Annotated in this window: 13 protein-coding genes; 9 read left to right on the top strand and 4 right to left on the bottom strand. The window is 65.8% G+C overall.

The genetic code is table 11. From position 1 onward, the window contains the following. Positions 1-100: 100 nt before the first annotated feature. Positions 101-1129 carry a cation transporter gene (locus BMI85_RS17560; protein ID WP_078602188.1) on the bottom strand — a complete coding sequence of 343 codons (1029 nt, stop codon included), beginning with the start codon at positions 1127-1129 and terminating at the stop codon, positions 101-103. Positions 1130-1286: 157 nt separating this feature from the next. Between BMI85_RS17560 and xylB the strand changes: the two genes are divergently transcribed. Then, the gene (gene xylB / locus BMI85_RS17555) at positions 1287-2723 is read left to right on the top strand and encodes a xylulokinase (protein WP_078602187.1); all 1437 of its coding nucleotides are present in this window, start codon (positions 1287-1289) and stop codon (positions 2721-2723) included. A gap of 45 nt (positions 2724-2768) precedes the next feature. On the opposite strand, the gene BMI85_RS17550 is transcribed toward xylB, so the two are convergent. After that, positions 2769-3692 carry an aldose epimerase family protein gene (locus tag BMI85_RS17550; protein WP_078602186.1) on the bottom strand — a complete coding sequence of 308 codons (924 nt, stop codon included), beginning with the start codon at positions 3690-3692 and terminating at the stop codon, positions 2769-2771. Between the two features lie 314 nt (positions 3693-4006). Here BMI85_RS17550 and glpD point away from each other — a divergent pair, with 314 nt between their 5' ends. After that, positions 4007-5566, top strand: coding sequence for a glycerol-3-phosphate dehydrogenase (gene glpD, locus BMI85_RS17545; protein ID WP_078602185.1), 1560 nt, complete (start codon positions 4007-4009; stop codon positions 5564-5566). Between the two features lie 21 nt (positions 5567-5587). Then, positions 5588-7078, top strand: a complete 1491-nt coding sequence (gene glpK, locus BMI85_RS17540; RefSeq protein ID WP_078602184.1) for a glycerol kinase GlpK — start codon at positions 5588-5590, stop codon at positions 7076-7078. On the opposite strand, the gene BMI85_RS17535 is transcribed toward glpK, so the two are convergent. After that, entirely contained in the window at positions 7072-7500 is a 429-nt protein-coding gene (locus BMI85_RS17535) for a hypothetical protein (RefSeq protein ID WP_078602183.1), read from the bottom strand. The genes glpK and BMI85_RS17535 overlap by 7 nt on opposite strands. 196 nt (positions 7501-7696) lie before the next feature. On the opposite strand from BMI85_RS17535, the gene puuE reads away from it, so the two are divergent. The 4 genes from puuE (at position 7697) to BMI85_RS17515 (ending at position 11719) form a co-directional block, all read left to right on the top strand. Continuing rightward, on the top strand, positions 7697-9112 hold the full coding sequence (puuE, locus tag BMI85_RS17530) for an allantoinase PuuE (protein ID WP_078602182.1): 1416 nt from the start codon (positions 7697-7699) through the stop codon (positions 9110-9112). Then, the gene (locus tag BMI85_RS17525; protein ID WP_078540358.1) at positions 9112-9945 is read left to right on the top strand and encodes a bifunctional allantoicase/(S)-ureidoglycine aminohydrolase; all 834 of its coding nucleotides are present in this window, start codon (positions 9112-9114) and stop codon (positions 9943-9945) included. The genes puuE and BMI85_RS17525 overlap by 1 nt, the downstream gene beginning before the upstream one ends. Before the next feature lie 80 nt (positions 9946-10025). Then, the gene (locus tag BMI85_RS17520; RefSeq protein WP_078602181.1) at positions 10026-10514 is read left to right on the top strand and encodes an ureidoglycolate lyase; all 489 of its coding nucleotides are present in this window, start codon (positions 10026-10028) and stop codon (positions 10512-10514) included. A 77-nt stretch (positions 10515-10591) separates the two neighbouring features. Then, the gene (locus BMI85_RS17515) at positions 10592-11719 is read left to right on the top strand and encodes a zinc-dependent alcohol dehydrogenase family protein (protein ID WP_078602180.1); all 1128 of its coding nucleotides are present in this window, start codon (positions 10592-10594) and stop codon (positions 11717-11719) included. Here the strand turns inward: BMI85_RS17515 and BMI85_RS17510 are convergent. After that, the gene (locus BMI85_RS17510) at positions 11716-12606 is read right to left on the bottom strand and encodes a LysR substrate-binding domain-containing protein (protein ID WP_078602179.1); all 891 of its coding nucleotides are present in this window, start codon (positions 12604-12606) and stop codon (positions 11716-11718) included. The two genes, BMI85_RS17515 and BMI85_RS17510, sit on opposite strands and share 4 nt — an antisense overlap. 134 nt (positions 12607-12740) lie before the next feature. Between BMI85_RS17510 and BMI85_RS17505 the strand changes: the two genes are divergently transcribed. Then, complete coding sequence (locus tag BMI85_RS17505; RefSeq protein WP_078602178.1) at positions 12741-13961, top strand: acyl-CoA dehydrogenase; 1221 nt, start codon at positions 12741-12743, stop codon at positions 13959-13961. Then, on the top strand, positions 13961-15076 hold the full coding sequence (locus BMI85_RS17500) for a CaiB/BaiF CoA-transferase family protein (protein WP_078602177.1): 1116 nt from the start codon (positions 13961-13963) through the stop codon (positions 15074-15076). Before BMI85_RS17505 ends, BMI85_RS17500 begins: the two co-directional genes overlap by 1 nt. Positions 15077-15107 lie beyond the last annotated feature (31 nt).

Raw genomic sequence — 15107 nt, 5'->3', positions numbered from 1 at the left:
GCTCTGGCAGCCCGTGCGGAAGGCGCCTGCATAACGGTCCCTGCGGCAAATGTATATTGCCTATTTGGGGAATCCGCCCGCTATGGGCAATAATTCTTGGTCAGGCGAGGACTTGCAGCACCACCGCGGAGGCGTAGATCGCGACCAGCAGGAGGCTCTCGATCCCGATCCGGGCCGGCCCGTCCTTCTGGCGCAGGATCAGCCCGCCGAGCAGCACGCCCGTCATCATCAGCCCCGTCGCCAGCCAGTAGAGGTCCGACATCGAGACCGCGTGATACAGCGAGCCGTCACGATACGCCCCGTCCGAGAAGACGAGGAACAGCGTGTCGAAGGTGTTGCCGCCGATGATCCCACCGATGGCCAGTTGCAGCGCGCCGCGACGGACAGCCGTCAGCGTCGTCACCAGTTCGGGCAGCGAGGTCACGACCGCCGTCAGCAGCGCGCCCACCAGCGAGGAGCTGAGACTGAAGCGGGTGACGAATTCCTGCCCGGCTTGCGAAATGACCCAACCGCTGAGGCCCATGATGACGACGAGGCCCACAAAGACGAGGATCGGTCCGCGCGGCGAGCGGTTCGCTTCCTCCTCGTCTTCGGGTTCGTCACGGCGTGTCTCGCGGGTTTCGACCGGCTTCCACATCGGCGTTTCCGACACCTGGGTCGCGAGTTTCGTGCCGCCGAGATAGGCGAGGAACAGCACCACCGAGGCCGGGCTGATCCCCCAGATCGCGAAGTCGGGCGCGGCGGTCGCGGCGAGCGGGATCGACAGCAGCACGATCAGCATCACCGCCTGAAAAAGGTTCGCGGGCTCTGCCGCGGAATGTTCGAGATTGGCGCGTCGGTGCAGCATGTCGGCGAGCGCCAGAAAGAAGGTCTGCGCGGCGATCCCGCCCACGGCATTGGAAAAGGCGAAACTCGCATCGCCCTGTGCGGCGACCGAAACCGAGACGACGATCCCCGACAACGACGTCGCAGCCCCCAGAACGATCCCGCCCGCCAGCGCTTCGCCCATCCGCGTGCGATCCGCGATCACATCGGCCAGCCCGGTCGCCTTGATGGAGGAGATAACGACGATCAGCCCGGCGAGGGTGAAGACGCCGAGCAGAAGCGGGGTCGAAAGTGAGGCGATCATGAAGGCTCCGGGGTCGCTGTTCGAAAGGCAACCGCGCTGCGCGCTCACGGTTCCGTTAAGGGCGCGATGGCAAGGCGTCTGTGCAGAGGGCCGGGGGAGTCGACATGCCCGACAGAGACGTTAGTGTCGGCGCCAATCAGCGCGCGGGAGGACAAGCATGTTTATCGGATTGGATCTGGGCACATCGGGGCTGAAGGGGCTCTTGATCGACGAGGCGCAGCGCGTGGTTGCCGAGGCGACGCATCCGCTCACCGTGTCGCGCCCGCAGGAGGGCTGGTCGGAACAGGACCCCGCCGAATGGATCGCGGCGATGGAGGCGGTGCTGGGCTCGCTCGCGCAGCACGATCTGTCGGCGGTGCGCGGGATCGGGCTGTCGGGGCATATGCATGGCGCGACGCTGCTGGACGCGCAGGACGAGGTATTGCGGCCCTGCATCCTGTGGAACGACACCCGCGCCTATCGCGAGGCGGCGGCGCTCGATGCGGAGCCGCAATTCCGCGAGATCAGCGGCAACATCGTCTTCCCCGGCTTCACCGCGCCGAAGCTGGTCTGGCTCGCCAAGCACGAGCCGGAGCGTTTCGCGAAAGTGGCGAAGGTGCTGCTGCCGAAGGATTACCTGCGCCTGTGGCTGACTGGAGAGCATGTCTCGGAGATGTCGGACGCCGCCGGGACGAGCTGGTTCGACACCGGCGCGCGCGATTGGTCGGATCCGCTTCTGTCGGCGACCGGAATGCGGCGCGAGCAGATGCCGCGTCTTGTCGAAGGCTCGGACGTGTCGGGCACGCTACGTCCGCAGATCGCGGCGCGCTTCGGTCTGCCGGAGGGCGTAGTCGTCGCAGGCGGCGGGGGCGACAATGCGGCTTCGGGCGTGGGCGTCGGCGTCGTGGCGGCCGGACAGGCCTTCGTCTCGCTCGGCACCTCGGGCGTCCTGTTCGCCGCCGATGACGGCTACCGCCCCGATGCGGCGAGCGCGGTCCACAGTTTCTGTCACGCCCTGCCGCAGACATGGCACCAGATGGGCGTGGTGCTGGCCGCGACCGACGCGCTGAACTGGTATGCGCGGCTTCTGGAGAGCGACGCCAAGCAACTGACCGAAGGCCTCGGCCCGCTGCAAGCGCCGGGCAAGGCGCGGTTCCTGCCCTATCTCGGCGGCGAGCGTACGCCGCTCAACGATGCGGCGATCCGCGGCGCGTTCATCGGGCTTGAGCACGCAACCGACCGTGCCGCGACCACGCGGGCCGTGCTGGAAGGGGTGAGCTTCGCGCTGCGCGATTGCCGCGACGCGCTGGCGGGCACCGGCACCCGGATCGAGACGCTGCTCGGCGTCGGGGGTGGGACGCGCTCGCGCTATTGGTGCGAGGCGATCGCGACCGCGCTCGACACGCCCGTAGCCCTGCCGGTGGCGGGCGATTACGGTGGCGCGTTCGGGGCGGCGAGGCTTGGGATGATGGCCGCGACCGGCGGTGGGCTGGATATCGCGAGCCCGCCCGAGATCGCCGCGACGATCGAGCCGGTCTCCGCGTTGCGCGAAGCGTTCGACGAAGGATACGAGCGCTACCGTCAAGCCGGTGCTGCGTTGCGGGGGTTGACCTGATCTACCTCGGGCCGCGCCGTGGCGATCGGCGCGGCGTCGCGGAAATCAGCTCGAGAATTGCAGACGGATCCGGTTCACATATTCCACGCCCGGTCGCAGGATCGTCGAGGGGAACTCGGGGCGATTGGGCGCATCGGGCCAGGCTTGCGGCTCCAGGCAGATCGCGTTGAAGCTGTCGCCCGCGGGCGCGGTGTAGACCTGCAATCCGGGCTGGTTGCTCAGCATGGTCATACTGCGTCCGGAGGCCGGATCGCTCAGCACCGCCACCTCGCGCATCCCGCCTGAGCCGACGCAGAAATTGTGATCGAAGCCCGCGCCATCGGGCCCCAGCGCCGGGGCCGGTTCGCGGAAATCGAAGCGTGTGCCATCCACGTCGCGCGGCCCGCCTACGGGGAGTTTCTCGCCATCAACCTCGAGAACCTGTTTGGCATTGAGCTTCAGTCGGTGATCGGCGATCGAGCCGCCGCCCGCGAGATTGAAATACCCATGCGAGGTCAGAGACACCGGGCAAGCGCGATCACAGCACGCGCGGTAAGTGATGCTCAAAGTTTCTGGGTCCGATACCGCGAAGCTCACCTCCGCGACGAGATTTCCGGGGAAGCCCTGATCGCCATCCGGGCTTTCGAGCCGGAGTGTCGCGGCGTTGATCCAATGCGCGACAACGGACCAGTCGCATTGGTCGAACCCCTCGCCACCGCCGTGAAGGCAGTTCCCGCCTTCGTTCGCATCTAGCTGGAACTGCTCGCCATCGAGCGTGAATTGCGCTCCGGCGATGCGGTTGGCATAGCGCCCGATCGTCGCCCCGTGGAAATCGCGTGTCTTCTGTTTCGGGTCGGGGCCGATGAGAAGCTCGACCGGACCGTCGTCGCTTGGCAGCACAACGCTTGTCAGTCGCGCGCCCTTTGGATCGATGCGCACCAGCATCCCTGATGCAAGCCCGATCTCCAGTTCTGATTCGTGATCGAACATGCTGTGTCCTGTCCGTTTCTCGACGAGGCTAACCTAGCGTAACCCTCTCTTCACGTTATGACTTTAATCTCGATCAATACCCGAGGCGAGTTAGCTACATCGCCACTTTCAGCGCTTTGGGCGCGGGCCGCACATCCCGAGCCACATCATACCCAACGCAATTGTTCCTTAAAAGTTTCGTGATGAGCACGCGGAATCTTGTGTGCAGAGGTATTCATGCTCGATTTTGCGCGAAAATTCATTATATCTGGCAATAACGAAAGTTAACGCGCCTTTTGGTGCACAAGCGACAGGCGCTAGCGGGAGTACGCAAAATGCCACAAGCAGTAGATCTCTTCGTGATCGGCGGCGGGGTGAACGGCTGCGGGATCGCGCGCGACGCGGCCGGACGGGGCCTGCGGGTGCGTCTGGCCGAAATGGGCGACCTTGCGCAGGCGACCTCTTCGGCCTCGACCAAGCTGTTCCATGGCGGGCTGCGCTACCTCGAATATCTCGAGATCAAGCTGGTCCGCGAGGCGCTGTCCGAGCGCGAGGTGCTGATCCGCGCGATGCCGCATATCTCATGGCCGATGCGCTTCGTGCTGCCCTATAGCGCCGATATTCGTTTCGAAAGCGATACGCCCGTCTCGAAGATGCTCTCCACCGTGATGCCGTGGATGAAGGGCAAGCGCCCGTCCTGGATGATCCGCTCGGGGCTGTTCCTCTATGACCATCTGGGCGGGCAGGGGCTGCTGCCGGGCACCAAGCGGCTCGACCTGCGCAATGCCCCGGAGGGCGCGCCGCTGAAGGACAGCTTCACCCATGCGTTCGAATATTCCGATGGCTGGGTGCAGGATGCGCGGCTCGTCGTGCTCAATGCCCGCGACGCCGAGGCCCATGGCGCCGACATCCGCGTGCAGACCAAGGTGGTCGAGGCGCATCGCGACGGCGGCCATTGGGTGATCGTGACCGAAGGGCCGAACGGGCGCGAGGAACATATGGCCCGCGCCGTGGTCAATGCCGGTGGCCCGTGGGTCGAGCAGATCCTGAAAGGCACGATGGGCAGCGCCAGCCGCGAGCACATCCGCCTCGTGCGCGGCAGCCATATCGTGACGCGCAAACTCTACGATCACGACAAATGCTACTTCTTCCAGGGTGCGGACGGGCGGATCATCTTCGCGATCCCCTATGAGCAGGACTTCACCTTGATCGGCACCACCGAGGCCGCCCATGAGGACTCGCCGCTCGCCGCCGAATGCACCGAGGCTGAGCGCGATTACCTGTGCGATTTCGCGTCCGAGTACTTCAAGGAAGAGGTCACGCCCGACGACGTGGTCTGGACCTATTCCGGGGTGCGCCCGCTCTATGAGGATGGCGCGAGTTCGGCGACGGCGGCGACGCGCGAATATGTGCTCTCGCTTGATGCGCCGACCGGGCAGCCCGCAGCCCTGCATGTCTTCGGCGGCAAGATCACGACCTATCGTCGTCTGGCTGAAGACGCGCTCGGCAAGCTGCGCCCGCACCTCCCGGGCATGGGCGGGTCGTGGACGAAAGGCGCGCGCCTTCCGGGCGGCGATTTCGCCCCCGAAGAGGTCGGCGCCAAGATCGCCAAGCTCTCGCAGGATTATCCCTTCGTGGATCGCAAATGGGCCGAGCGGATGATCCGCCATTACGGCACCGAGTCTTGGGACATCTTCGGCGATGCCAAGGCGCTGGGCGATCTGGGGCGCGATTTCGGCGGTACGCTGACCGAGGCCGAGCTGCGCTGGCTCGTCGATCGCGAATGGGCGCGCAAGGTCGAGGACGTGATCTGGCGGCGCACCAAGCTGGGCTTGCGGCTCGATGCCGATCAGGTCAACTCTGTCGCCGCGTGGCTGGAGGAGCACGCAGGCTGAGGCGCGAAACGGGAGGACTTCATGACCTATATTCTGGCAATCGACCAAGGCACCACGTCGTCGCGCGCGATCGTCTTTGACGCTGCGCTGCGCCCCGTGGCGAGTGCGCAGCAGGAATTCACGCAGCACTTCCCGCATTCCGGCTGGGTCGAGCATGATGCCGAGGAGATCTGGGAGAGCGTGCTGGCGACCGTGCGCGGTGCGATCGAGAAGGCCGGGATCGAGGCCTCCGATATCTCCGGCATTGGCATCACCAACCAGCGCGAGACGACGCTGGTCTGGGATCGCGAGAGCGGCAAGCCGATCCACAACGCCATCGTCTGGCAGGACCGCCGCACCGCCGAATTTTGTCGCGAGCTGCGCGAGGACGGGTTCGAGGAGACCGTAACTGCGCGCACCGGGCTGATCGTCGATCCCTATTTCTCTGCCACGAAACTGCGCTGGCTGCTGGGAAATGTCGACGGCGCGCGGGAGAAGGCCGAGGCGGGCAAGCTCGCCTTCGGGACCATCGACAGCTGGCTGATCTGGAAAATGACGGGTGGCAAATCGCATGTCACCGATGCGACCAATGCCGCGCGCACGATGCTTTACGATATCGCCAAGGGCCGCTGGTCGACGACCATCGCGGCCAAGCTCGGCGTGCCGATGGAGATGCTCCCCGAGGTCAAGGATTGCGCCGCCGAGTTTGGCGTCACGCAGTCCGACCTGTTCGGCGCGGAAATCCCGATCCTCGGCGTCGCGGGCGATCAGCAAGCCGCCACGGTGGGGCAGGCCTGCTTCAAGCCGGGGATGCTGAAATCGACCTATGGCACGGGCTGTTTCGCGCTGCTCAATACCGGCGATCAGATGGTGCGCTCGGAGAACCGCCTGCTGACGACCATCGCCTATCAACTTGATGGCAAGGTCACCTACGCGCTTGAAGGCTCGATCTTCGTGGCGGGGGCCGTGGTGCAATGGCTGCGCGACGGGCTGAAGATCATCGAGGCCGCCGATCAGACGCAGGCGCTGGCCGAGCAGTCCGACCCCGAGCAGGACGTGATCATCGTGCCCGCCTTCACCGGCCTCGGCGCGCCTTACTGGAACCCCGATTGCCGCGGCGCGGTCTTCGGCCTGACCCGCAGCTCCGGCCCGGCCGAGTTCGCCCGTGCGGCGCTGGAATCGGTGGGTTTCCAGACCCGCGACCTCTTGGAGGCGATGCAGGCGGATTGGTCCGACGATGCGCGCCCGACCCTGCGCGTCGATGGTGGCATGACGGCCTCCGATTGGGCGATGCAGTTCCTGTCGGACATCCTCGGCGCGCCGGTCGACCGGCCCGAAGTGCTGGAGACCACGGCGCTCGGCGCGGCATGGCTCGCGGGCTATAAGGCCGGGCTCTACCCCGAACCCGAGGAGTTCGCGAAGGGCTGGGCGCTCGATCGCAACTTCGCCCCCGAGATGGACGAGGCCAAGCGCGAAGCGCGATATGCTGAGTGGAAAAAGGCGGTCGCTGCGGCGATCTCGATCACTCAGTAGCAGCCCGAGTGATCTTCGCCCCAGCCGGCGATATAGATCACAGACGGGGTGCGCCCGTAGCCGCAGACGAAGACATAGACGCCGAAGGGCTGCCCCGCGCGGACCATTTGCGTGAAGCTGCCCCGCGAATCGCCGCCCGCCTCGACCATCGCGGGGATGCGCGCCCGCGTGGCGCGATCCGCGAAGACCGGATCAGACTCGTCGCGCGCATCCCTTCGCCCGAAGCGATGATAATTCGCCCGATCCTGCTGCAAGGCCGCACCGAGAGATCTCAGGGCCACGCCCTTCGAATTCCGCATATCCTGCGGGCCGATGAAGGCAGAGTAGGCCGCAATCTGGGTCCAGTCCTGTGCGGCTGACAGGCCGGGCAATCCAATGAGCGGCAGGGGGATGATGGCTATAAGACGAAGTAATTGGCGCATGGGAGGGCCTCCGGGCAGAGCGGAAAGGGCAGGGTACGCAATGTCTTGATGCCCGAAATCATGCCAAGGGCCCTCAAATCGCGCAACGATTCTGTGCCCCGCCTGCCAAGCCCTCTCCGACACCGAGAGAGGGCTTTCCCTTTCGCGCGTTTTGCTCTTTCTTGTCCCGATCCGACCCGAAGACAGGAGCCACCTAATGACCCGCTACCCCCGCGACCTGCGCGGCTATGGCCGTACGACCCCCGATCCGCATTGGCCGGGCGAAGCGCGCGTGGCGATCTCGATGGTGCTGAACTTCGAAGAGGGCGGCGAGAACAATGTCCTGCATGGTGACGCGGCCTCCGAGGCGTTCCTGTCCGATATCGCGGGCGCCGCGCAGTGGCCCGGCCAGCGTCACTGGAACATGGAGTCGATCTACGAATACGGCGCGCGCGCAGGCTTCTGGCGGCTGCACCGGCTGTTCACCGGGCTGAACGTGCCGCTGACGATCTACGGCGTCGCGACCGCGCTGGCTCGCGCCCCCGAACAGGTCGCCGCGATGAAAGAGGCGGGCTGGGAGATCGCCTCGCACGGCCTCAAATGGGTCGAGCACAAAGACATGGCGGAAGACGAAGAGCGCCGCCAGATCGCCGAGGCCATCCGCCTGCACACCGAGGTCGTCGGAGAACGCCCGCGCGGCTGGTATACCGGGCGCTGCTCGGCCAACACGGTGCGGCTGACGGCGGAGGAGGGCGGTTTCGACTGGATTTCCGATACCTATGACGACGATCTGCCCTATTGGCTCGAGGTCGGCACCCGCGACCAACTCGTGATCCCCTACACGTTGGAGGCCAACGATATGCGCTTCGCCACCGCGCCGGGCTATATCGAGGGCGAGCAGTTCTTCCAGTATCTCAAGGACAGCTTCGATACGCTCTATGCCGAAGGGATGGACGGTGCGCCGAAGATGTTCTCGGTCGGCCTGCACAACCGGCTGATCGGGCGGCCCGGCAAAGTCGCAGGGCTGAAACGCTTCCTCGATTACGCGCTCTCGCATGAGGGCGTCTGGTTCGCGACCCGTGTAGAGATCGCCGCGCATTGGGCTGCGACCCACCCCCACACGCGCCGCGAACGCCCGAGTCGGATGAGTCGGGACCGCTTCGTCGAAACCTTCGGCGGCATCTACGAACATTCGCCATGGATCGCGCAGCGTGCCTTCGATCTGGAACTCGGCCCGGCACATGATTGCCTCGAGGGCGTGGCCTCGGCGCTGGCCCGTATCTTCCGCTCGGCGTCGGAAGCCGAACGCCTCGGCGTGCTGACCGCGCACCCGGATCTCGCGGGCAAACTCGCGCAGGCCAAGCGCCTCACCGCGGAAAGCACTTCCGAGCAGGCCAGCGCCGGGCTCGATGCGCTGACCGATGAAGAGCGCGCCACATTCGAGGGGCTCAACACCGCCTATACCGAAAAATTCGGTTTCCCCTTCATCATCGCCGTAAAAGACAATACGAAGGCGTCAATCCTCCACGCCTTCCGCCGCCGGCTTGACCAAGACCGCGAGACGGAATTCCGTGAGGCCTGCAAACAGGTCGAGCGGATCGCGTGGCATCGCCTGAACGCCATGGACCTTTGATGGAATACACCTATTACGCCCCGACGGGCGGTTTGCCCGATCAGAACCAGCGCGCCCGCGAGCGCGCCCAATTCAACACCTCCTACGCGGTGATCCCGCGCGGGGTGCTGTCCGACATCACCATCTCGCTGCTGCCCGGCTGGCAGAATACCCGCGCCTGGGTGCTCGCCCGTCCGCTCTCTGGCTTCGCCGAGACCTTCGCCGAGCTGGTCGTCGAAGTCGCGCCGGGCGGCGGCTCTGACAATCCCGAACCCGACCCCGAGGGCCAAAGCGTGATCTTCGTGCTCGCCGGTCATATCCGCCTCGTGATCGAAGGTGTCGGCCATGAACTGGACGCGGGCGGCTACGCCTATCTCGCGCCGGGCGCGCAATGGTCGGTCGCCAACGATCAAGACACGCCCGGTACCTTCGTCTGGGTCCGCAAACGCTACGAGCGCGTGCCGGGCATCGACGCGCCGGAAAGCTTCGTCACCGCCGATCAGGACAAGCCGCCGCTCGAGATGCCCAACACCTCGGGCTACTGGTCGACCTCGCGCTTCGTCGATCCGAACGATCTGCGCCACGACATGCACGTCAATATCGTGACCTTCATGCCGGGCGGCACCATCCCTTTCGCGGAAACCCATGTCATGGAGCATGGCATCTTCGTGCTGCAGGGCCGGGGCGTCTACCTGCTCAATCAAGATTGGATCGAAGTGGAAGAGGGTGATTTCATGTGGCTGCGCGCCTTCTGCCCGCAAGCCTGCTACGCCGCGGGCCGCCGCCCGTTCCGCTACCTGCTCTACAAGGACGTGAACCGCCACCCGAAGCTCGGCTCGCCCATCTCGGGCTGATCCCCTTTCGGCTTGGTTGAAATATCCCGGGGGTGAGGGGGCAGCGCCCCCTCTCTTTCCCGCGCAACCGGAGGCCCGCGATGCAGATCAAAGCCGAACCGCTCACGCCCGAGGCCTTCGCGCCCTTCGGCGATGTGCTCGACGCCGCAGGCGACCCAGACAAGATCATCAATGCGGGGCTCTGCGGGCGCTATCACGACCGCGCGCAGCTCGATTTCGGGGCGGAGACGGGCGGTCGCGCCGGCATTTCGATCTTTAAGGCAGAGCCGCGCGCGCTGCCCCATCTCTGCGACCTGCTGGAGCGGCACCCCGAAGGCTCTCAGGCCTTCATTCCGATGAGCGCGGATCCGTTCCTCGTGATCGTCGCCCCCGATGCGGACGGTAAACCCGGCACGCCGCGCGCGTTTCTCACCGATGGTGCGCAGGGGATCAACTTCCATCGCGGCACGTGGCACGGGGTGCTGACGCCGCTCGCAGCGCCCGGTCTTTTCGCCGTGGTCGACCGGATCGGCGAGAGCGCGAACCTCGAAGAGCATCGGCTGGACGCGCCTTTCACCGTAACCGCCTGACCCTTCGTCAAAGGGGGCATGGACACTTCCGCCGAACTTTCCCAAGCTGCGCCAAATCGTTTTGGGGAGGAGCAAGAATGAAAACGCGGATCGCACTTCTGCGCGAAATGGGCAAAGCGCGCCCTTATTCCGACAGCAAGCCGCTGGAGATCGTCGAGGCCGAGCTGGACGATCCCGGCCCGGGTGAACTGCTCATCAAGATGTCGGCTGCGGGCCTGTGCCACTCGGATCTGTCCGTCATCAACGGCGATCGCCCGCGCGACATGCCCGTGGCGCTGGGCCATGAGGCGGCAGGCGTGGTCGAAGCTGTCGGCCCGTATGTCACTCGCTTCGCGCCGGGCGATCACGTCGTTCTCGTCTTCGCGCCCTCCTGCGGCCATTGCGTGCCCTGCGCGGAAGGGCGGCCTGCGCTTTGCGAGCCTGCCGCCGTCGCTGCGGGCAAGGGCAGCCTGATCACCGGATCGAAACGCATCTCGGTCGCGGGCGAGCATGTGAACCACCATATCGGCGTCTCGGCCTTCTCGGATTACGCAGTCGTCTCCGAGGCCTCCTGCGTGAAAATCGACAAGTCGATCCCGCTCGACCAAGCCGCGCTGCTGGGCTGCGCGGTGCTGACCGGCGTCGGCGCGGTGCTGAACTCGGGCGGGCTGAAAACCGGCCAAAGCTGCGCGATCATCGGCCTCGGTGGCGTCGGCCTTGCGGGGCTTCTGGGCGCGGTTGCGGCGGGCGCGCGCACCATCGTCGCCGTCGATCTCGCCGCGGATAAACGCGACCTCGCGCTGAAGCTTGGTGCGACCCATGCCATCGACCCGACCGAGGAGGGCGCGGTGCAAAAGCTGCGCGATCTCACCGGCGGCGGCGTCGATCTGGCCGTCGAACTGGCAGGTGCGGCCCCGGCGCTGCAATTCGCCTACTCCATCACCCGGCGCGGCGGCACCACCGTCACGGCAGGCCTGCCGAACCCGCAGGCGGAGTTCAAGATCCCCGCCGTGTCGCTGACCGCGAACGAGCATGCGCTGAAGGGGTCCTATATGGGCTCCTGCGTGCCGGTCCGCGACATTCCGCGCTTCGCGCAGATGATGGTGCAGGGGCAACTTCCGATCCCCGATCTGATGACCCATCGCCTCAAGCTCGAAGACATCAACGAAGGGTTCGAGCGGCTTGCGGCGGGCGAGGCGATCCGGCAGGTCATCGTCTTCGACTAAGCGCCGATCTCGGCTCGCAACCAATCGCGGAAGGCGCTGACATGCGGCGCTTCCCGCGCGCGCTCTGGCAGGATCAGCGCGTAATTCTCGCCGGTGGCGAACCGGCGCGGCGTCGCCTGCACCAGCCGCCCCGAGGCCAGCGCCCCTTCGGCGATGATCGCGGGCACCAGCCCCAGCCCCATCCCCGCGCTCGCCGCATCGAGGATCATGTCGAAATGATCGAACCGCGCGCCGCGCAGGATATGCCGCGCATCGCGCCCGCTCTCGCGAAACCAGTCGAGCCAGAGCGTCGGGCGCGTCGATTGCTGCAACAGCGGCAGAGCCAGCAGCGCGTCGTCCTCCAGCGCCGCACGCCCCGCCATCAGGCGCGGCGCGGCCACCACGATCAATTCCTCCGCCACCAGATTTTCGACCTCAGCCCCTGCCGGTTCATGCGTTGAGCGCATGATCGCCAGATCGAAGGGCTCATGCTCGAACTCCACGGGCAAGAGCCGCGCGCTCAGATCGAGGCTCACCTCCGGCTGCGCGGCCTCGAACCCGGCCAGCCGCGGAATCAGCCAGCTTCGCGCAAAGCTTGGCAGCACCGCCATGCGCAGCACCGCCCGCGCGCCGCCGAAAGCCATCGCCCCCATCGCGGCCCGGTCGATCTGGCCCAGAATTTCTTCGGCCTGCGCCAGAAAAACCTGACCCGCAGGCGATAGGGACAGCCGCTTGCGCACCCGGTCGAACAGCGCCACGCCCAGCCGCTCTTCCAGCGTCCCGAGCGAGCGCGACACCGCCGATTGCGTCAGGTTCAACTCCGCCGCCGCCCGCGTCGTCGTGCTGAGGCGCGCGCAGGCCGCGAAGGCCTGCAGCTCGTTGATCGTGGGGGTGTAGCTTTTGCGCATGGTCGTGAGAGTGCTCCGCTGTGTCTTGTAAGATCATGCGCAAAACTCATCATCTCCGCAAATTTAATCGTTTGCGCCGCGCGCCCCGATGCCTAGAGTCCGACGCAACGAAAGACAGCCTCCGAGGACTCGCCATGACCGACCGCCCCACGCTCAAAGCCAAGGATGCCCCCGATCTGGGCAAGTTCACCTGGGACGACGCGCTGCGTCTGGAAACCCAGCTGAGCGAAGACGAGCGGATGCTGCGCGATGCGGCCCGCGCCTATGCGCAGGACAAGCTGCAGCCGCGTGTGATCGAGGCCTTCGAGAGTGAGACCACCGACCCTTCGATCTTCCGCGAGATGGGCGAGATGGGCCTCTTGGGCGCGACCATCCCCGAGGAATATGGCGGCATCGGCGCGGGCTATGTGGCCTACGGGCTGATCGCGCGCGAAATCGAGCGGGTTGATAGCGGCTACCGCTCGATGATGTCGGTGCAATCCAGCCTCGTGATGTATCCGATCTACGCCTATGGCTCAGAGGAGCAGCGGCAGAAATACCTGCCGAAGCTGGCCTCGGGCGAGTGGATCGGTTGTTTCGGTCTGACCGAACCCGATGCGGGCTCGGACCCGGCGGGCATGAAGACCCGCGCCGAGAAGACCGACGGCGGCTACCGCCTCACCGGTTCGAAAATGTGGATCACCAACTCGCCGATCGCGGATGTCTTCGTTGTCTGGGCGAAGTCCGAAGCCCATGGCGGCAAGATCCGCGGCTTCGTGCTGGAGAAGGGCATGAAAGGGCTGAGCGCGCCGAAGGTCGGGCAGAAACTGAGCCTGCGCGCGTCGATCACCGGCGAGATCGTCATGGACGGTGTCGAAGTCGGCGAAGACGCGTTGCTGCCGCATGTCGAGGGGCTGAAAGGCCCGTTCGGCTGCCTCAACCGTGCACGCTACGGCATCGCCTGGGGCGTGATGGGCTCGGCTGAGTTCTGCTGGCACGCCGCGCGCCAATACGGGCTCGACCGCAAGCAGTTCAACAAGCCGCTGGCGCAGACGCAGCTGTTCCAGAAGAAGCTCGCCGATATGCAGACCGAGATCACGCTGGGCCTGCAGGCCGCGCTGCAGGTGGGCCGCCTGATGGACGAGGCCGATGCCGCGCCCGAGATGATCTCGCTCATCAAGCGCAACAATTGTGGCAAGGCGCTGGATATCGCGCGGATGTCCCGCGACATGCATGGCGGCAACGGGATTTCGGGCGAGTTTCAGGTGATCCGCCACATGGTCAACCTCGAGACGGTGAACACCTACGAGGGCACCCATGACGTCCACGCGCTGATCCTGGGCCGTGCGCAAACGGGCCTGCAGGCCTTCTTCTGATGGCCCCGCTGGAAGGTGTGAAAGTTGTCGAGCTGGCGCGCATTCTGGCCGGTCCCTGGGCCGGTCAGGTGCTGGCCGATCTCGGCGCCGAGGTGATCAAGGTCGAGGCGCCCGAAGGCGACGATACCCGCCGCTGGGGCCCTCCCTTCATCGCCCGCGAAGGCGACGGGCCGGAGGGGCGCTCTGCCGCCTATTTCCACGCCACCAATCGCGGGAAGATTTCGGTCGTGGCCGATTTTCGCACCGAGGAAGGCCAGAAGATCGTGCGCGATCTGGTGAAAGACGCCGATGTGGTGATCGAGAACTTCAAGCTCGGCGGCCTCAAGAAATACGGGCTCGATTACGAGAGCCTCTCGGCGATCAACCCGCGTCTCGTCTATTGCTCGATCACCGGTTTCGGGCAGGACGGGCCTTATGCCAGCCGCGCGGGCTATGACTTCCTGATCCAGGGCATGGCGGGCTGGATGGACCTGACCGGTGACCCGCAAGGCCAGCCGCAAAAGGTGGGTGTCGCCTTCGCGGACATCTTCACCGGGCTTTACGCGGTGATCGGCATTCAGGCGGCGCTGGCCGCGCGGGCGCTCACCGGGCGCGGGCAACTGGTCGATATGGCGCTTCTGGATTGCGCGGTGGGCGTGCTCGCCAATCAGGGGATGAACTACCTCGCGACCGGCAATGCGCCGCAGCGTCTGGGCAATGCGCATCCCAACATCGCGCCCTACGAGGTGGTCAGCGCCAAGGATGGCGACCTGATCCTCGCGGTCGGCAATGACGGGCAGTTCCGGCGGCTTTGCGAAGTGCTTGGCCTCGACCTTGCAGCCAACCCTGACTTCGCCACGAACGAAGCGCGCGTCGCCAATCGTGAGGCTATGCGCGCGGCCCTCTTCCCTGCACTCGCCGAATGGCCGCGCGCCGATCTGCTCGCCGCGCTCGAAAAGGCGACCGTTCCCGCGGGGCCGATCAACTCCGTCGATCAGGTCTTCGCCGACCCGCAGGTTGAGGCCCGTGGCATGCGCGTCGAGGCGGAGGGCATCCCAGGTATCCGCACGCCGATCCGCTTTTCGGACACGCCGCTTGCCGATCCGAAACCTGCCCCGAAGCTAAAGGCTGACTAGCCTCTTCCTCTTGGTGGAAATATCCCGGGGG

Origin of the sequence: Thioclava sp. DLFJ4-1 (genome assembly GCF_002020145.1) — a bacterium.
In the GTDB taxonomy this organism is placed as follows: domain Bacteria; phylum Pseudomonadota; class Alphaproteobacteria; order Rhodobacterales; family Rhodobacteraceae; genus Thioclava; species Thioclava sediminum.
Note: the sequence above shows the minus strand (reverse complement) of the source record. Positions and strands in the feature narration are given on the sequence as shown.